This window comes from Bradyrhizobium sp. YCK136, from assembly GCF_044570075.1.
Taxonomy (GTDB): Bacteria; Pseudomonadota; Alphaproteobacteria; order Rhizobiales; family Xanthobacteraceae; genus Bradyrhizobium; species Bradyrhizobium diazoefficiens.
Map to the genome: position 1 here is coordinate 30,593 of NZ_CP172425.1, position 18,537 is coordinate 49,129.

At 61.5% G+C, this 18,537-nt stretch carries 10 protein-coding genes and 4 pseudogenes; 10 read left to right on the top strand and 4 right to left on the bottom strand.

Annotated elements, in window-relative coordinates; all coding sequences use genetic code 11:
- Nucleotides 1–118: 118 nt before the first annotated feature.
- The 5 genes from ACFLEY_RS47390 (at nucleotide 119) to ACFLEY_RS47410 (ending at nucleotide 6,793) form a co-directional block, all read left to right on the top strand.
- Nucleotides 119–2,320, top strand: coding sequence for an ATP-dependent RecD-like DNA helicase (locus ACFLEY_RS47390; protein WP_060913170.1), 2,202 nt, complete (start codon nucleotides 119–121; stop codon nucleotides 2,318–2,320).
- 9 nt (nucleotides 2,321–2,329) lie between these two features.
- Entirely contained in the window at nucleotides 2,330–2,707 is a 378-nt protein-coding gene (locus tag ACFLEY_RS47395) for a hypothetical protein (RefSeq protein WP_018273921.1), read from the top strand.
- 87 nt (nucleotides 2,708–2,794) lie between these two features.
- Nucleotides 2,795–5,500, top strand: a complete 2,706-nt coding sequence (locus tag ACFLEY_RS47400) for a DEAD/DEAH box helicase (protein WP_212491427.1) — start codon at nucleotides 2,795–2,797, stop codon at nucleotides 5,498–5,500.
- Nucleotides 5,497–6,417, top strand: a complete 921-nt coding sequence (locus tag ACFLEY_RS47405; RefSeq protein WP_396605017.1) for an SWIM zinc finger family protein — start codon at nucleotides 5,497–5,499, stop codon at nucleotides 6,415–6,417. The genes ACFLEY_RS47400 and ACFLEY_RS47405 overlap by 4 nt, the downstream gene beginning before the upstream one ends.
- Before the next feature lie 25 nt (nucleotides 6,418–6,442).
- Nucleotides 6,443–6,793 (top strand): hypothetical protein, encoded by a 351-nt coding sequence (locus tag ACFLEY_RS47410; protein ID WP_155258298.1) that lies wholly within the window; start codon nucleotides 6,443–6,445, stop codon nucleotides 6,791–6,793.
- On the opposite strand, the gene ACFLEY_RS47415 is transcribed toward ACFLEY_RS47410, so the two are convergent.
- A complete protein-coding gene (locus ACFLEY_RS47415; protein ID WP_018273925.1) occupies nucleotides 6,771–7,040 on the bottom strand; it encodes a hypothetical protein in 270 nt (89 codons plus the stop codon). The two genes, ACFLEY_RS47410 and ACFLEY_RS47415, sit on opposite strands and share 23 nt — an antisense overlap.
- Before the next feature lie 81 nt (nucleotides 7,041–7,121).
- On the opposite strand from ACFLEY_RS47415, the pseudogene ACFLEY_RS47420 reads away from it, so the two are divergent.
- From ACFLEY_RS47420 to ACFLEY_RS47430, 3 genes and pseudogenes are all read left to right on the top strand, one after another.
- Nucleotides 7,122–7,217: pseudogene (locus ACFLEY_RS47420) on the top strand (transposase); the annotation flags it as partial.
- Between the two features lie 238 nt (nucleotides 7,218–7,455).
- Nucleotides 7,456–8,958, top strand: a complete 1,503-nt coding sequence (locus ACFLEY_RS47425; RefSeq protein ID WP_309249519.1) for an HlyD family efflux transporter periplasmic adaptor subunit — start codon at nucleotides 7,456–7,458, stop codon at nucleotides 8,956–8,958.
- Nucleotides 8,955–10,901 carry a glycosyltransferase gene (locus tag ACFLEY_RS47430; RefSeq protein ID WP_396605018.1) on the top strand — a complete coding sequence of 649 codons (1,947 nt, stop codon included), beginning with the start codon at nucleotides 8,955–8,957 and terminating at the stop codon, nucleotides 10,899–10,901. Before ACFLEY_RS47425 ends, ACFLEY_RS47430 begins: the two co-directional genes overlap by 4 nt.
- Before the next feature lie 13 nt (nucleotides 10,902–10,914).
- Here the strand turns inward: ACFLEY_RS47430 and ACFLEY_RS47435 are convergent.
- Nucleotides 10,915–11,505, bottom strand: a pseudogene (locus ACFLEY_RS47435) (ACT domain-containing protein); the annotation flags it as partial.
- A gap of 336 nt (nucleotides 11,506–11,841) precedes the next feature.
- Between ACFLEY_RS47435 and htpG the strand changes: the two are divergent.
- Nucleotides 11,842–13,719, top strand: a complete 1,878-nt coding sequence (htpG, locus tag ACFLEY_RS47440) for a molecular chaperone HtpG (RefSeq protein ID WP_028154357.1) — start codon at nucleotides 11,842–11,844, stop codon at nucleotides 13,717–13,719.
- Nucleotides 13,720–14,030: 311 nt separating this feature from the next.
- On the opposite strand, the pseudogene ACFLEY_RS47445 reads toward htpG, so the two are convergent.
- A pseudogene (locus tag ACFLEY_RS47445) lies at nucleotides 14,031–14,183 on the bottom strand (IS3 family transposase); the annotation flags it as partial.
- A gap of 228 nt (nucleotides 14,184–14,411) precedes the next feature.
- Between ACFLEY_RS47445 and ACFLEY_RS47450 the strand changes: the two are divergent.
- Nucleotides 14,412–15,098: pseudogene (locus ACFLEY_RS47450) on the top strand (IS110 family transposase); the annotation flags it as partial.
- Between the two features lie 22 nt (nucleotides 15,099–15,120).
- Here the strand turns inward: ACFLEY_RS47450 and ACFLEY_RS47455 are convergent.
- The gene (locus tag ACFLEY_RS47455) at nucleotides 15,121–18,357 is read right to left on the bottom strand and encodes a hypothetical protein (protein ID WP_323670453.1); all 3,237 of its coding nucleotides are present in this window, start codon (nucleotides 18,355–18,357) and stop codon (nucleotides 15,121–15,123) included.
- Between the last annotated feature and the right edge of the window lie 180 nt (nucleotides 18,358–18,537).

Consider the following 18,537-nt stretch of genomic DNA (forward strand, 5'->3'; position numbering starts at 1 on the left):
GGGGTTGACCACCGTGGTGGCTTGCCAACGACGATCCAACTGAGCAAATTGGGTTCGGGGAAGAGAGCTGTCCGCAAATGGTGCTCTCGGCGACGGAACAGATGATGCGACGATCCGCATGAAACCGCAGCCGAAACCATCAAGCCGGGAAGTTCTTGCTGGCCTTGTTGAGCGCGTCACATACCACAACGACGGGAATGGCTACTGCGTTTTGCGGATCAAGGCGCGCGGCCACCGCGAACTGGTCACTGTAGTCGGGCACGCCGCGGTGATCTCCGCTGGCGAGTGGATTACCGCATCGGGCGAATGGGTCAATGACCGCACCCATGGCCAACAGTACAGGGCGAAGTTCTTAAAGACCTCGGAACCGACATCACTCGACGGCATCGAGAAATACCTCGGCTCCGGAATGATCCGCGGCATCGGGCCAGTCTATGCCAAGAAGCTGGTGCGCGCCTTCGGTGAGAAAGTGTTCGATACCATCGAGGCGGAGCCCGAACGCCTGCGCGAGGTAACGGGCATCGGCCCGGTTCGGGCCAACCGGATCACGGCCGCCTGGGCTGAACAGAAGATCGTTCGCGAAATCATGGTCTTCCTGCACAGCAATGGCGTCGGCACAGCCCGGGCGGTGCGCATCTATAAGACCTATGGCGCGGACGCCGTACAGGTTATGACCGAGAACCCCTACCGCCTCGCGCGTGACATTCGCGGCATCGGCTTCAAGACTGCCGACGCGATCGCGATGAAACTCGGCATCGAAAAGACCGCAATGATTCGGGTTCGGGCCGGGATCTCCTATGGGCTGACCGAGGCGATGGACGAAGGGCACTGCGGTTTGCCGACGGATGAACTGGTGCCGCTTGCCGAGAAGCTGCTTGAGGTCCCGGTGGAACTGGTGCGCATTGCGCTTGATCTCGAACGGACAGCAGGCACAGTCATCGCGGACAGCGTAGGCGAAACGTCATGCGTATTTCTGGCGGGCCTGCATCGGGCGGAGCGTTCGATTGCCGAGCGACTGATCCGGCTTGCGAATGGCACACTGCCGTGGCCCTGGATCAATCCCGACAAGGCACTGCCTTGGGTCGAGCAACGGATCGGGCTTACCCTTGCCGAAAGCCAGGTCGCTGCGATCCGGCTCGCATTGATGTCCAAAGCGTTGGTCATGACCGGCGGTCCTGGTGTCGGCAAGACCACCATCGTCAAAGGTATTCTCCGCATTCTCGCAGCAAAGGGCGTGAGGCTCCTGCTATGCGCGCCGACCGGCCGCGCCGCCAAGCGCATGACCGAAGCGACCGGTTTTGAGGCCAGGACGATCCACCGGCTGCTGGAGGTTGACCCCAAGGGCGGCGGCTTCAAGCGCGGCGAAGACAATCCGCTCGACTGCGACCTGCTTGTTGTCGACGAAGCCTCAATGGTAGACGTCGTGCTGATGCAGTCACTCATCAAGGCCGTGCCAGACAGATCTGCCCTTTTGATCGTCGGCGACATCGACCAGCTTCCTTCGGTTGGGCCAGGCCAAGTGCTGGCCGACGTCATCTCATCCGGTGCTGTGCCGGTGGTGCGTCTCACCGAGGTGTTCCGGCAGGCCGCGCAAAGCCGCATCATTATCAGCGCACATCGCATCAATCAGGGGGCCATCCCCGATCTCAGCCCGCCCGGCACGGATAGCGATTTCTACTTCGTGCAAGCGGGCGATCCAGAAACCGCCGTACAGCGTATCATCGAGTTGGTGAAGACACGGATCCCCAATCGCTTCGGCCTCGACCCAATTCGGGACATTCAGGTTCTGTGTCCAATGAACCGGGGCGGCGTCGGTGCGCGCTCGCTAAACATTGAACTGCAGGCGGCTCTGAACCCCGCCGGCGAGCGCAAGGTTGAACGCTTCGGTTGGACGTTCGCGTCCGGCGACAAAGTGATGCAGATCGAAAACGATTACGACAAGGAGGTCTATAACGGTGACATCGGTTATATCGACGATGTCAGTTCCGAAGACAGCGAACTCACCGCAAGCTTCGACGGCCGCTCGGTCATTTATGAGTTTGGCGAGCTCGACACGCTGGTGCCGGCTTACGCAGCAACTATCCATAAGAGCCAGGGTTCGGAATACCCTGCCGTAGTGATCCCGGTGATGACGCAGCACTACACCATGCTGCAACGAAACCTGCTCTATACCGGCGTCACCCGGGGCAAGAAGCTGGTCGTGCTGGTCGGTCAGAAGAAAGCCGTTGCCATCGCGGTTCGCAACGTTTCCGGGCGGCGAAGGTGGTCGAAATTGAACGAGTGGCTGGCGTCAAGAATAGCATCGATGCCGACAAGATGAGGGCCGACTATGAATGCGGGCAAAGCGCATAAGATTTGGATCGAACAGTGCGAAGCGGCTCAAACGATCAAGGCGCGATTCGGGCTCACGGCGGCCTTCGACTACCTTGTCGGTGAGAAGTTGATGAGTTTTACCAGTACTGCCTCCAGACATCCCGACTTCGCGCGGGAACTGCCGCGGTTTGTTTCCGAGGTGAGACGCATGTTCGCGCCGGATGAGATCGGCGCACAGTTGGCGCAAATCGAGCGTTCGCAAAACGAAAGGAATGTCGATGTTTTGGAGGAGGATGATCTTCTGCCGGAGAGTCCGGCCGCAGTCGCGGAGTGCGTTCAGCAGTTCATGCGGGTCAAGGAGTTGCTGACCGCGCCCATGCTCGGTACTTCGTGACAGAATGGCGAATTACATCTCGATGTGGCGCGCGGCTCACCCCCAAAATCGCGGACATTTCCGGTGGGATCATAAGGTCTCACCGTCATGATGACGCTGGAACCCGTTCTTACCCCGCATGGTTTGCTGACACTGCGACAAACGGCGCAAGCTCCTGCGTTGGAGCTCAATCAGGGCTTGCGGCTGGAGAAAGCATTTTTACGTGGCTCAGGGCACGGATTGTTGTGGCTCGGCGCCGACGAAGTCGCGACGGTTCTCCCACCGGTGTTGTCGTATTGGCGAGCGCTTGGAATGCGCTACATGACTGCGCTGTGCGCGCTTCCTAGTGTTGGAGACGGCCGTACCAAGCCGCCTGTGCCGATCCCCGCCGATGGCGAGTTGGACACGATGGCAGCGGCTGTTCCGCCGATGACCGGCGCGGAATACCTGACGACGTCTGTCCTGGCCAATCTTTGGCAAGGTATGGATGCGGCCTTTGATGCCGAGTTGGTGCAAGCCAAGCTCTCCCTGCAGGAGTTCCTCAAGAGCCGTCATCCGGCTTGGAATTTGGTTGGGCGCGTTCATTTCAACCTCGCGGAGAACCGGAAGGACGATGAAGCCCCGTTCGCGTTTCTTGCGACCTACACCACCCGACTCTCTGCTGAGGCCAAGGCCCAGCATCTGCCGCTTGGCAAAGCCTTGCAGGAGTATTCCGGTGCGAGGAACCGCCAACGCCTGCTCTCGCTGCTGATGCCCGTCCAGCGCGCCGCCGAGAGGAGCCCTTGGTTGAAGACGTTGGTCAATGCCGGCGATATCTTTCACCCGCTGCGCTGGAGCCCACAACAGGCGCTGCAATTCCTGAAGGATGTTCCCGCAATCGAAAGCGCCGGGGTGGTCGTGCGAATGCCGGCGAGTTGGCGCATGAACCACCCCGCACGCCCGCAAGTGAAAGCAACGGTCGGGGGCAATGCGCCATCACAGCTGGGGATGGACGCGCTGCTCGACTTCCGAATGGAGGTGACGCTCGAGGGCGAAAGCCTCTCGAAGGCCGAGATCAAGCGACTCCTGGCGCATTCCGATGGATTGACCTTAATCCGTGGCAAGTGGGTCGAGGTCGATCATGAACGACTGCATCGCACACTCGAGCAATTTGAGGCCATCGAGCGCCGTGCCGCCGCCGAGGGTCTTTCGTTCGGTGAGGCGATGCGTCTGCTGGCTGGGGCTGGCATTGCCGGAGATAAAACTGCCGCACCAGCCGACATCGATTGGAGCCAGACCGTTGCCGGCCCCTGGCTGGCGGAGACGCTGGCGACCTTGCGCCATCCCGATTGGCTCATGCGGGTCGACCCCGGTCAATATTTTCAGGGTACGCTGCGACCCTATCAGCAGTCGGGTGTGCAATGGCTCTATCTGCTAACGCAGCTCAAGCTTGGGGCTTGCCTTGCCGACGATATGGGGCTCGGCAAAACCATCCAGGTGTTGTCGCTGCTGCTGGTGATCAAGAATGAGGACATGGCACGGAAACCGTGCCTGCTCGTAGCCCCCGCCTCGTTGTTAGCCAATTGGGCCGCCGAGATTTCCCGATTTGCGCCAAGCCTGAAAACAGTCGTGGTCCATCCATCGGCTGCGCCGTCCGAGAAACTGAACACTTACAGTGCGGACAGATGCGCAGATGTCGATCTCGTAATCACGAGCTACGGCTTTCTGACGCGTACGCCTTGGCTAGAAACTACATCATGGCGGTTTGTGGTGCTCGATGAAGCACAGGCCATCAAGAACCCGGGCGCTAAGCAGACAAAATCGGTCAAGAGGCTCAAGGCAGAAATGCGCATTGCGCTGACCGGCACGCCCATCGAGAATCGGCTCGGCGACCTATGGTCGATCTTCGACTTCATCAATCCTGGCCTGTTGGGATCGTCGAAGGAGTTTTCGGCATTCGTCAAACGCCTCGCCGACCGGCCACATAACCCTTACGGTCCGCTCCGCGAACTGGTGCGCCCCTATGTCCTGCGACGGCTGAAGACCGACAAGAGCATCATTGCCGACCTGCCCGACAAGACCGAGGTGAAAACCTTCTGCCCCTTGAGCCGCAAGCAGGCGGCGCTTTATCAGCAAGCAGTGGCGGAACTGGCCGGCCATCTCGAAGATGTCGATGGAATAAAGCGGAGAGGCATCGTCCTAGCTTTTCTCATGCGTTTGAAGCAGATCTGCAACCATCCATCACAGTGGCTCGGCGACGGTGCGTGGAATGAGGAGGATAGCGGTAAGCTTGTGCGTCTGCGCGACATCGCGGAAGTGGTTGCCGCCCGGCAGGAGAAGGCACTTATCTTCACCCAGTTCAAGGAGACAACGGCGCCACTAGTGGCGTTCCTGGGCTCCGTATTCGGAAGGCCCGGCCTCGTCCTGCATGGTGAGACAGAGGTTAAGAAGCGCAAGGGCCTGGTGCGCCAATTTCAGGAAGACGAAGACGTCCCGTTCTTTGTGCTCTCGGTCAAAGCAGGCGGCACCGGGCTCAATCTCACAGCGGCCTCGCATGTCATTCATTTCGACAGGTGGTGGAATCCGGCTGTCGAAAACCAAGCCACCGACCGTGCCTTCCGGATCGGACAGACCAAGAACGTGCTTGTGCACAAGTTCGTTTGTCGCGGCACCGTGGAGGAAAAGATCGACCATATGATTGAGTCGAAGAAACAATTGGCTGGGGATTTTCTTAGCGGCGGAGCTGACATCCTGTTGACTGAGATGAAAGATGAGGAGTTGCTTAGACTCGTGACTCTCGATTTGGGCGCGGCGATGAAGGAAGGGGATGAATGAGCTACTACGGGTGGCATGCTTACGTGCCAGTAGCTGAGAAGCGGCGACAGGCAGAACGCAAGTTGGCCAAGCTCAAGAAGCAGGGACGATCGGTTGCGCCCGTGAGGATCGAGGGCCGCACAATTACCAAGAGCTTCTGGGGCAGATCTTGGTGCGTCAACCTTGAACGCTACAGCGACTATGAGAACCGCTTGCCGCGCGGCCGGACCTATGTTCGAAACGGCTCCGTTATCGACCTGCAAATTGCCAAGGGCGAGATCTCGGCAATGGTCGCCGGGTCTGAGCTCTACCAAATCAAGATTGTCATTGCACCGGTTACGCGGGCACGCTGGAAATCCATCTGTCGGGACTGCGCCGGGACCGTCGATTCGCTAGTTGAGCTCCTGCAGGGCCGCTTGGCGAAGGGCGTGATGGACCGGGTCTGTCGAGAGGGTGACGGCCTGTTTCCGTCGCCGACGGAAATCAAGCTGTCCTGCAGCTGTCCGGACTGGGCGGACATGTGCAAGCACGTTGCGGCAGCACTGTATGGTGTCGGCGCCCGGCTAGATGAAAAGCCTCAGCTTCTTTTTGTGCTGCGTGATGTGGATGAAACTGAAATGCTCGCCAGCGCTGGACAGGATTCTCCGCTAACAACGGCGCCAGGCGCGGCGAAGGTGCTTGATGAAGGCGATGTCGCCGCTCTATTCGGGCTGGAGATGGCCGAAACTCCCGATACCCCAAATCCTGCCTTCACAGTCTCAAAGAGCCCCCAACAGTCCAAGTCGCAAAAAGGCAAGATATCTGCCAGAAAGACCAAACGAGCAGCGAAGACAGATGTCGCCTTACATCGTGCGACTCGGGCCTATTCGGGAACGAAAAAGACAACCCGAGCAAGTGCCAGGAAACGGCGCACTCGGGGATGTCCCGATCGCTGTTGAACTATGTCGGGCCGAGGTTGCCAGAATGAATGTTGCACTAAACCGCTCCGCGGTAGGGAGCGCATGGCTGCGGCCTGAAGGGGGAAGCGCCACAGAGTGCGCGGCAGCGGCATTGACGATCCTTCGCTGCGCGTCGCGCCGTCCGACCCGTGGCCTCGCTGAACAAGTGGCGGGGGATGCTGATTATCGCAAAACGTCGCCGTTCTTCCAGGTGCGTTTCAAAATCTGCCTCCACAAAAATCTCGACGGTCTCCTCACTGGCATGAACTTCGACGCGTACCGGCGCGTCGTCAAAATCCACTTCGTATCGGCGACCATTCTTTCCTCGGATGATCGCGTGCGCCATTTCTATGCTACCTCCGGCCCGGCTTCTTGAGCTTCTTCACTCGGTGCTTCTGATAATCGAGAACGGCCGCTGCAAGTGGCATCGAGCGCGGCACGCTCACAGGTGTGAGGGAGACGACAAGCGCTCTGCCTGTTTCTTCCGAGCGAGACAAATGGCAGATGATGCCGCCCTCGTCACCGGCGTATGACAAATCCCAGACGACGTGGTGCATCCGATCAGCATCGGCAATGACCTTGCCCCTCAGGCTTAATCCAGTTTGAAGTTCGCTCTGGCCCAAGACTGACGTGCTCCCCGCAGATTAGGCCAATCGGAGCTGGAATTTTCCACTTATGATCCCCTTGGGGACGAGGAGAGTTCCATGAAGGCATCGAAGTTCACCGAGGCACAGATCGCTTTCGTTTTGCGTCAGGCAGAGGAAAGGACGCCAGTCGCCGAGGTTTGCCGGAAGGCGGGCTGTGAATCGAGGCCGAACATTGACCCCGCACGCGCGAAGTCAATCACGCGCTTGGGACGCCGATCGGCGTCCGGACCCCACGCCGATCCACACGTCGAGCCTTGCAACCGCTTTACGAGAGCGCGCGGTTTCGTCGCGCCCTGAGTAGAAAATGACTGTTGCAACCGTCTAGGTTGTGTGCAACCATAGGGTTGGGCCTCAGAAACCCAAGCAAGCAAGATAGTATCAGTGGCCATCAATGGGCCAGCGTATAACGGCCCCGTTCGGTGGGACGGTGCTCCCATGTCGAAGGGGCACCCCAAAAGCACATTGGCCGTTCAGGATTACGGTTTCTGAACCCCGCCCGCACCGACAATTCAGGGGCCGGTCAATGAATCAGGCACAGCAGCAGAAGCCCTCTCCTGAACACAAAGTTTCCGTCACCAAGGATAAGGACGCGGGCGCATGCGGATTGCAGCGCGATTTGCAGGATCGGTTGCAGCCGGCGCACGACGAGCCGGTGAGCGAGCCCGTCAGCGATAGTGCTCCCCATCCCGAAGCACCTGCAGGCTCGGGCCGGTGGGTTCGCCGCCTGCTCAAGGTCGGCATTGGCCTTGCGATCGTGGCCGTCTTCGGATGGTTGCCGCTGAAGGCCGTGCTGCAGACTTCGAGCGTCGAGGCCGTGGTCAATGCCAGGATCGTGACGTTGCGCTCGCCGATCGACGGCACCGTGAGCGCGAGGCCGCCGCAAGGCTCGACGCAACTCAGCGTGGTCCATGAGGGCGACGCGATCCTTCATGTCGTCAACGCGCGTGGCGATCGCGTGCGGCTCGACGATCTTCGGCGGCAGATGTCCCGGATGGAAAATGAGCGCCCGAGTTTCGCCGCCAAGCTTGCGGCCGCCGAGACGGCGCAACAGGACCTTGCGCGCCAGGCGGCCCAGTTCCGCGACGGTCGCCTCCTCCAGCTCCAGGCGCGCATTGCCGAAATCCAGTCGGCGATCGAGGCCGCGGCCGCGCGGCGGGAGGAGGCAGTGGCCGCCGTCGAGCGGGCCTCGTCACTGATCAAATCGGGCAGCGTCTCGACGGTCGAAATGGCCCGCCTGACGCGCGAGCAGGCGATCGCCCAGCAGACCGAGATCGGCGCCCGCCGCCGGCTCGACGCCGCCAAGGTTGAGCTCACCGCTGTCGGGAGCGGCACTTATCTCGGCGACAGCTACAATGATCGGCCGAGCTCCGCGCAACGCGAAGAGGAGATGCGCCAGCGCGCCAGCGATCTGCGCGCCGATCTGGCGCATGCCGACGCCGAGATCGACTGGCTCACGCACGAGATTGCAGTCGAACAGTTCCACTACGTCAACCGGGCGGAAGCCGACATTAAGGCGCCGGTCGCCGGACGCATCTGGGAGATGATGACGTCGCCCGGCGAGGATGTCCGGGCCGGTCAGCCCTTGCTCAAGCTGCTCGATTGCAGCGGCGCCGTGGTCACCGCCAATGTCACCGAAGGAGTCTACAACCGCCTCCGGCTCGGCGAGCAAGCGATCTTCGAGCCGAATGACGGCAGCGCGACGATCCAGGGTGAGATCGTCAATCTCACCGGCGCATCGGGCGCGCCCGCGAACCTTGCGATCAATCCGGATGCGCTGAACAAGGAGCCCTACCGGGTGACGGTCTCGATGCCGGCGCTCAACAGCACGGGCAAGGAATGCGCGGTCGGCCGCACCGGACGGGTGGTGTTCAACACGGATGCGGCAAAGCCATGATGGCGGCATTCGCGCCCGGCCTGGTTGCCTTCGGCGCCTGCCTTGCGATCCTGCCGCTGCTCCGGCGCGAGCACACGCTGGCCCGCATCATGATGACCGGCATGTCGTTCGTCCTGCTGCTGCACTACTTCGTCTGGCGGGTGACCCAGACCTTGCCGCCTCTGGGACTCACCGCCGACGCGGTGGTCGGCTATCCCTTCGTGGCGGCCGAGGCGGCTTCGATGATCGCGGTGTGGCTGTCGTTGCTGTTCCTCTCCAGGACCATCGACCGCTCGCCCGAGGTCAACGCGATCCTTCGCCGATCCAGGGCCCCGACGGATGCGCCGCTCGTCGACGTCTTCATCTGCACCTACAATGAGGAGAAGGCGATCCTGGAGCGCACCATCATCGGCGCGACGGGACTCAACTATCCCAACTATCGCGTCTGGGTGCTCGACGACGGGCGACGGCTTTGGTTGCGCCGGCTCGCCCAGGAGCTCGGCTGCAATTACCTGACCCGTCCGGACAACCGGCACGCCAAGGCCGGCAACATCAATCATGGGCTCCACCACGTCTCCGCTCTGCCGGACCGGCCGGAGTTCATCTCGATCCTCGATGCGGATTTTGTCCCGATGCCGGACTTCCTGACCCGGGCGATCAGCCTGATGCAGGACGGCACCGTCGGCGTCGTGCAGACGCCGCAGCACTTCATCAATCCGGATCCGATCCAGACCAATCTCGCCGCGACCGACGTCTGGCCCGACGAGCAGCGCTTCTTCTTCGATATCCTGATGCCGGCCAAGGATGCCTGGGGCACCGCGTTCTGCTGCGGCACCTCATCGCTGATCCGTTTCTCCGGCCTGATGCAGATCGGCGGCTTCCCCACCGATTCGGTGACGGAAGACTATCTCGTCACGCTGCGGCTGAAGGAGAGGGGTCTGCGCACGGTCTATCTGAACGAGCGCCTGACCATCGGCCTCGCGCCGGAGGGATTGAAAGAATACATCACCCAGCGCGGGCGCTGGTGCCTCGGCTTCATGCAGATCTTCAGGGGCCGCAGCGGGCCGTTCTCGCGGCAATCCAGGCTCGCCTTCATGGACCGGCTGTCGCTGGTCGATGCCTTCATGAGCTGGGCGGCGGTCTACGGCACCAAGGTTTTCGGCCTGGTTGTGCCCTGGCTCTTTCTGCTGTTCGGCATCAAGGCGGTCCATGCTGACCTGTTCGAGCTGCTGACGTACTTCCTGCCGTTCTATGTCTGGCACGCCTTCACGATGGCCTGGATATCGCGTGGCCGCTCGCTTGCGATCATGACCGACGTCTCGCAATACATCGCGGCGCCGGCGGTCCTGAAGGCGGTCGTGACCGGCCTCGTCAAGCCGCAGGGCCACAAATTCAAGGTGACCGCCAAGGGCGGCGACCGCAACCGCCGCTTCATCGAGTGGCCGCTGCTGCGGCTCTATGGCGGTGCCTTGCTGATTACGCTGGTGGCGATCGCCTACGCCTTCATCCTGCACCTGCGCGGCGACAGCATCGCCTATGGCGGACTGGCACTGGCCTGGAGCCTGTACAATTGCGTCGTGCTCGCGATCGTGTGCTTCATCTGCATCGAGCAGCCGCGGCGCCGCAAGGCCGAGCGTTTCGAGCGCGACGAGCCGATCCTGGTTCACGAAGGCGCCGAACCGCGGCTGGTGCGGATGGCCGACATCTCGATTTCGGGCGCGCGCTTCATCGATCCCGCCCCGCCCGCCATCGGCGCCTTGATCAAGTGCAATGTCTACGGCCAGAGCGTGACCGCGACCGTGGTCCGCCGCACCCGCGACGGCTTCGGCGTCCGCTTCGAGGACGCGGTTGCGACGCGGATCAATGTCGTGCGCGCGTTCTATGCCGGCGAATATGTCCGCGCCTTCCACGGCGTGCGCGCGGCGCCGGTCGGCAAGGCGTTGCTGATGCGGCTGTTCGGCTAGAGCGGGCGGAGCGTCATGCTGCCGGCTTCGCCGCCTGGTCCTCGCTCGACAACAGATGCAGTAGCGCGCTCTTGATCGCGGCCTGCCGGGTCGGCGCGGTGATCTGGGCGCCGAGCAGGTCGGTGACATAGAACACGTCGCGGGCGCGCTCGCCGAAGGTCGCGACGTGCGCCGAGGCGATGTTGAGGTTGAGCTTCGAGATCGCGGTCGTCAGCTGGTGGAGCAGGCCGGGGCGGTCGAGGCCGGAGACCTCGATCACGGTGTAGCGGTCGGACCACTGGTTGTCGACGGTCACTTCGGGCTCGACGACGAACGGCCGCGCCTTGCTGCGCACCGCGCGCTTGGCCACCGCCTCGGGCAGCCTGAGCTTGCCTTCCAGCACCTGCTCGATCATCTCGCCGATCCGCGTCGCGCGGCGGCCTTCGTCATCGTCACGGTCGTATTCGCGCGAGATCGAGATGGTGTCGAGCGCGCGGCCGTCGGTCGTGGTGTAGATCTGCGCGTCGACGATGTTGGCGCCGGCCGAGGCGCAGGCGCCGGCGATGATCGACAGCAGCCAGGGATGGTCGGTCGCCAGGATCGTGAGCTCGGTGACGGCGCGGATAGGACAGCGTATCGATTGCGGATCGTGCGTTCGTGGCGATGGCCTCATGGTCGCCACGCCTCATAGCTTCGCAGGCGACGGTTATTCCGAAGCACTCGGTCGCGGGAACGGGGACCACGGACTTTCAGGGACATTTCCTCAAGGGCCACGTCGGAACTTCTGTGGTCGACGGCTCGTTGTGGCCGCGCGGAGCCTCCCGCTTGCGCCCTTCAGTGGGCCTCGGCCGACCTCCAGCCACAGGCGGGAAAGGTCAACAGTCCCATCACGACTCTTGATCCATCGTATTTCTGCGCTATATCCGGGTTTCCCCTTACCCAATTGTGATCCGGTGAATGCATGACGACGTCAGATACGGCTGTGCATACGCAGCCCTTTCAAGCCGAGGTGTCCGAGCTGTTGCACCTGATGGTGCACTCCGTCTATTCGGAGACCGACATCTTCCTGCGCGAGCTTCTTTCGAACGCGTCGGATGCCTGCGACAGGCTCCGCTATGAGGCTATCGCGATCCCTTCATTACTTGGCAAGGGCGAGGCGCTGAAGGTCCGTATCATTCCGAATAAGCCGGCGAATACGCTGACGATCGCCGACAACGGCATCGGCATGGAGCGGCAGGAGCTGGTCGACCATCTCGGTACCATCGCCCGCTCCGGCACCAAGGCGTTCGTGTCGAAGCTGAAGGAGGCCAAGGACGGCCTCGGCCTGATCGGCCAGTTCGGTGTTGGCTTCTATTCTGCCTTCATGGTCGCCGAGAAGATCGTCGTGATCAGCCGCCGCGCCGGCGAGAGTGACGTCTGGACCTGGACGTCCTCCGGCGGCTCCGGATTCGAGATCGCCCGCGCCAGCGACGAGGACGCAGCGCGCGTGGCGCGCGGCACCGAGATCGTCCTGCACCTGAAGGACGACGCGAAGAAGTATCTCGAGACCTACGAGATCGAGCGCATCGTCGGTGCCTATTCCGACAGCATCCTGTTTCCCATCGAGCTTGTGCCCGGTGAGGGCGAGCCGCGCCAGATCAATTCGGCAAGCGCGCTGTGGCAGCGCTCGAAATCCGAGCTGACGGCAGACGACTACAAAAAGGCCTATCAGCAGATCGCTTCCGCCTTCGGCGATCCCGCGATCACGCTGCACTACCGCGCCGAGGGCCGCCACTCCTACGCCGTGCTGCTGTTCGCACCGTCGACGAAGCCGTTCGACCTGTTCGAGCCGAATCGCAAGGGCCGCGTCAAACTCTACGTCCGCCGCGTCTTCATCACCGATGATGCCGATCTGCTGCCGGGTTACCTCCGCTTCATCCGGGGCGTCGTCGACAGCGAGGATCTCCCGCTCAACATCTCCCGCGAGATGCTCCAGAACAATCCGCAGCTCGCGCAGATCCGCAAAGCCGTGGCGACCCGCGTCGTGTCCGAGCTCGAAAGCCTCGCCGAGAAGGACCCGGAGAATTTTGCCAAGATCTGGGATGCTTTTGGCGCGGTGCTGAAAGAAGGCATCTACGAGGATTTCGAGCGTCGCGAAAAGCTGCTGGCGCTGTCGCGCTTCACCACCACGTCAGGCGAGAAGCGCTCGCTCAAGCAGATTATCGCCGATTTCAAGCCGAACCAGACCGAGATCTATTATCTCGTCGGTGACAGCATCGAGCGACTGAAATCCAATCCGCGGCTGGAGGCCGCCACCGCGCGCGGCATCGAGGTGCTGTTGCTGTCCGATCCCGTCGACGCGTTCTGGACCTCGATGCCATCGGAGTTCGAGGGCAAGCCGCTGAAGTCCTTGAGCCAGGGCGACCTCAATCTCGACCTGATCCCGCGCGTCGACGAAACGGACGAGGCGAAGGAGGACGAGCCGGCCGCCGATGAAGCGGCCACCATCGCCTTGATCAAGGCCGCGCTCGGCGAGCGCGTCAGTGACGTCAAGGCTTCCACGCGCCTCACCAGCTCCGCCTCCTGCCTCGTCGCAGGCACTGACGGCCCGAGTCGCGAACTGGAGCGCATTCTGTCGCAGCAGAACCGCGGCATGCGCACCAAGCCGATCCTCGAGATCAACCTGCGCCATCCGGTGGTGGCGGCGATTATCAGGGCAGAGGCCGGCTCCAAGGCCGTCGACGACCTCAGCCTGCTTCTGCTCGAACAGGCGCAGATCCTGGACGGCGAACTGCCGGAGCACGCGACGGCCTTTGCAGCAAGGCTGAACCGGCTGGTGCTGCAGGGGCTCGGTAGGTAGCCCAGACACGTGCCTCCGGGTGGATAGATGCAAGACCGCCGCCGCCAATTCGACGAATCTTCTCGCAACACACGGCCGGACCATACATAAGGTCACATCCTCAGAAAGACGCTCGAACTTCACAAGACGGCCGCCGCCGGAGGAATACGGTAAATGTCAGACAGTGCGGCATTCAGATAACGTCGTTGGGCAATTGACCGCAGGTCTCGGCTGCGCTCAGGCAAGTTGCCCGTTTTGACAGCATCTTAGGAAGCTCAACGCTTATAGCAGTAAGTTGAGCCGCTGTCCGGCATGGCCGAAGACCGTTTCGGGTCGATGTCCGGCACCGGCCGCGGCAGGTAGTACACGCTGCCGCGGCTGATGTTCAAAGCCTCCGCCTGCCTGGTGATCGACAGCTCGTGCTCACGGTCGATCATCGCTTTGCGCTCAGCAATCCCGCCTTGGTGAGCGCTCCTTCTAAAAAACTATGCGCGGCGCTGCGCTCCCCCTGTGGGATAGAAACGGACCGGCGCTAGATTGCCGACCGGGAGGGAGCGGCCGATACGATTTTGGTGGCACGCGACCCCGTTAAAAAACCTGGTCCATGGGTTGTCGCGTACTTGAGAGTGGTGACGCCATCCGGCGATCCCGTTTAGGAATCTGACGAATAGCGCAGCCCAGCCCTTCCGCCGCCGTCAGCAGGAGGATTAGAGATGAACCCCAAAAGATCGAAGTCGAAGAACGGAGGTAAGATGCAGATGGTGCACCCGGACGCGGCTGCCATCGACGTCGGAGCGACTATGCACATGGCAGCCGTGAGGGCAGATCGCGCACCGGAGCCAGTCCGCAGCTTCGGTACCTTCACGGCTGATCTGCATCGGCTAGTCGACTGGTTTACTGAATGCGGCGTCGAGACTGTCGTCATGGAATCGACCAGCGTCTACTGGATTCCGATCTTCGAGCTTCTCGATGCCCGGGGATTTAACGTGTTTCTTGTCAACGCGCGCGATGCCAAGCACGTGCCGGGGCGCAAGACCGATGTCAGCGATGCGCAATGGCTGCAGCGGCTCCATTCATTCGGGTTGCTGCGGGCCAGCTTTCGGCCCAAAGGGCAGATTGCCGAGCTGCGAGCCTACGTGCGTCAGCGCGAGCGTCTGCTGGAGTACGCGGCCTCACACATCCAGCATATGCAGAAGGCCTTGACGGAGATGAATCTTCAGCTCCACCACGTCGTCGCCGACATCACCGGCGCGACCGGCCTGCGTATCATACGCGCGATCCTTGCCGGCGAGCGCGATCCCGAGGCGCTGGCGTGCTTGCGCCACTACAGTTGCCACTCCAGTGCCGAGACGATCGCGAAGGCGCTCACCGGGAGCTACCGCGCCGAGCATCTGTTTGCACATAGGAGCAGTTGACCCCTTATCAGCCCCTCAGTCGGGTTTGCAGTGCCGGCCGACTGACGCTGAGGTTGCTAAGGTTCTGCAGGCCTCGCTGGCCTGCCACCAACCCCCTAACCAGCGCTCGCGTGCCGTCCACGACAAAGACGCCGCAATCCCAGCCGTTCTGCTGCTGGGCCATGCCGGCTTGCACCGAGTCGCCGGGGAGGCCCAGCCTTCCTGCCAGATGGTCTGCAGACGTCTCGTTGAATCCCCAGAAGGAATCGTAGTGATAGGCAATCGGCGAGTTCCGGTCGCGACGATCAACGAACAGCAGCGACCAATGATTCCCTTGGCAACGAGGATCTGTAGGATCGGCGTCGTTCACTGGCAGGAACAGGAAGTCGGCTGTATCATTACCGTTGTCATCATAGACGATGCGCTGCAATGCGAGTTCCACGACGGTATCGTTGGGAGAGCGCAGCAGATTATGGGCCACAGTAGGATCCACCAACCGCGTCCGGGCGGCGATATCCAGGGTGGGGATATCCAGAGGGTGCCTCAGCAAATCCTGCTCCAGAAGCTGGTAATCCCTGAGGATATGCTCGTCGCCCAGCCATTGCTCGTCGTCGAGCACCAGCCCGCGGGACGAGGCTGTCGGATTCAACGCCACGATCTGAGCATCGGCGGATGTGCTCGGAAACACCGGCACAGAAACAGCATCGTCGCGCAATGGGGACAGTGTGGGCGCAGTCAGATCAATGAATGGATCAAGAGCACCATAGTTGTCTGAGCGAGCCCTGGCAGAGGGCGCTGGCGCAAAGTGAGCATCGTCGCGCAAGTCGGACGGCGTGAACGTAGTCAGATCAACCAATGATTCAAGACCGCCGTAGATGTCTGACGGAGCCCTGCCGGTTGATGGTGAGGCCGGTTCTTGCATCTGCCGCCGCGACAACTCCTCGCACGCCAAAGCTTCATCGTCCGAGGAGGCTGGCACCAAAGAAAGCCCCTGCGGCGAACCGGGCTGTCGATCGCCCTGGTGATGACCCGGTACTGTCCCGGCAAACAGCGGCCGAAAGTCAGGCGTCGGGACGAGGTCGTCACGCAACTCGAACGGATTCGGATGAACCATTGCCTCAATCCGGCCCTCCTGCCGGCTCGGCAGGAGATTGCGCCCGGTCATCTCGTCCAAGGCGCCTTGGTGATTGTGCGGCCAGTTAAGGGGATGGACGGCCTCTCTGGAATCCGGTGCCTGGGGATGGCTCGCGCTTGCCTCGCGAGACGGCGGTGAGGCGGCCTCGTCCGCGCCCCCCCAAAGCAGATCCTGATCGTAATTTTCCGCTGGAATGACCACTGGCGAACTGACAGCTTCCTGCGGAGCACTGTGCTGCGCGGCGGCGTCCCATGGCCGTGCGCCCACCTGGTGGATGGGGGCCTGCATCAGCACGCGGCCGCCTGAATTGCCGTTTCCGATCAGCATCCCCTGAATTGCGACCTCTTGCGGATTATCTAGAGTCCTGGGCCTCTTCGCTGGTCTCAGTTCCGCTGTGCCATGCTCATCGTTAATGAGAACCTCCTCGCTTGGCAGGAAGTTGCTCCACTCAAGCGCCCCCATCAGCTCGTGCGCGGCCTGTTGGAGGTCGCGGTGTCCGCTCAAGTCAGGAAAGGACTCTGCGGGCTCCGGCGCATGGTCGTCGCGCACGCTTGGCTCGAGAGCCGACAAGGGGCCGGATTGATGATCCCGCGGTCCCTGAGTCTCCTCCGGAAGCTCTTGTTCCGGTGGCAGAAGCTCTGGATCGTCAGCCATGATCGGCGGCTCGTCGGCCTCATCATCCAACAGCTGCCGAAGCTCCTCGGGATCGACGTCTACCATCGGCGACTGGGTAGCCTCACCTGCGCCCTGCTGAGAGCCGTCTGCGCCCGAAGCCCCCTCCACCGAGGGGCCTGAAGCCTTCGCCTGACGATACTCACGAAGCGCTTTCAGCCCGCCGTCCAAGACCATTTTCCACCCGACGTTGCGAAACAATCTGTCCGCGTTGACACGTAGGGCTACGTGATCGAGTGCAGAAAGCGAATCGCCGTCAAGCCCTAGCTCTCGGGAGAATTTGCGAAGCGCCCAATCGTAACTCTGGGCGGTAGTCGAACTCAACTTGTTGCTCTCAAGGGCGTGGCTTATGGCGCCCTTAATGAGCCCTTCGTCACCATCGGCAGGAGGAAGCGGTGGGCGCCCACCAATAGATGAAGCGCCCGGAGCGTTGGGGGCACGATGTTCTCTAAGCGCCCCCACCGCGGCCCGCATAAGTTTATCACCCTTGAAGATTTCTTTAGCATGGGCGAGCAAGAAAGCGTCGCTACTCCCGTCAAGCGATAGACCGCGCTCCCCGAGATCATTCGCCAACCTGTTAAGATTGCGCGTATAACCGTTAGCCACCGCGTCTTTCAGCTTCCGACTTGCAATAACGCCCTGAGCCACCTCCCTGATAAGCTCCCGGTCGCACCCAGACACATGGGGATAGACGGTGGATGCTTTTTGGCGCTTGCGCACGGGAGCTGGACGGGGAACGCGCCCCGTCGACCGCCAGGTCCGGAGATGGTCTAGTGCCAATATGAGATCACTGTTTCCGTTGTGCTGGAACACATCACCGCCATCGGTCAGCGAATTGTTGTCTAGCCGAGCAACAATGCCCGTCTTGTTATTTACGCAGAGCCAGCGGCCAAAGCTAAGAAGAGGACCTACAATCCTCTGGACGAAGGATTCGGCGAGCTTGCCCTCGATGAGGGCCTCCCTAAACCCCAAAACAACGAGAGCATCCTTGGAATAAAGAGGCTGTTTCCTTTTTGTGCCCGCTATTGAAACCAGAGTTAACTGAGCCGGCTGCGGGGCCGAGGCGCCAGGCATTGCTCCACCACCTCCAACTGAATTGGCGACCTCGCTCAGCTGCCGCTCAATGGCAACGGCTTGCGGATAGTCTGGGGTCCTCGGCCTGTTCGTTGGTCTCAACTCAGCTGTGTCATGCCCATCTTTGATGAGAACCTTCTCGCTTGGCAGAAGGTTGCTCCCGGCGAGTGCACCTATCGGTTCGTCCGGGGACTGCTGGCCGTCGCTAGACACATTGGGAGTGTTCCCCCGGTCCGGCATCGCGGTATCGGCCTGGCGCGCCTCGTGCAATTGCTGCTCAAAGGCCTCTTGCCCGGCTTGGCCCGCCTGCTGCTCCTGCAACAGGTCGTGCTGCACCTGCGACGAAGCTGTTACGTTGGTTGGGTCATAATTGTGTCGGTCCACGCTAGCCTCGCATCTACAGAATCATCTAAGCAGGTATCTTACTCGGTTACGCGGCGGAACGGCGCATGGCAGCGGCAATCAGGATTGTCGCGCCATATCCCTCCGCAAAATCCCTCAGTTTGTCTCAGAGCTGGCCCCGCAAATTCGGACAGTAGCTTGAGTGGATTTTCTGCCTGACAG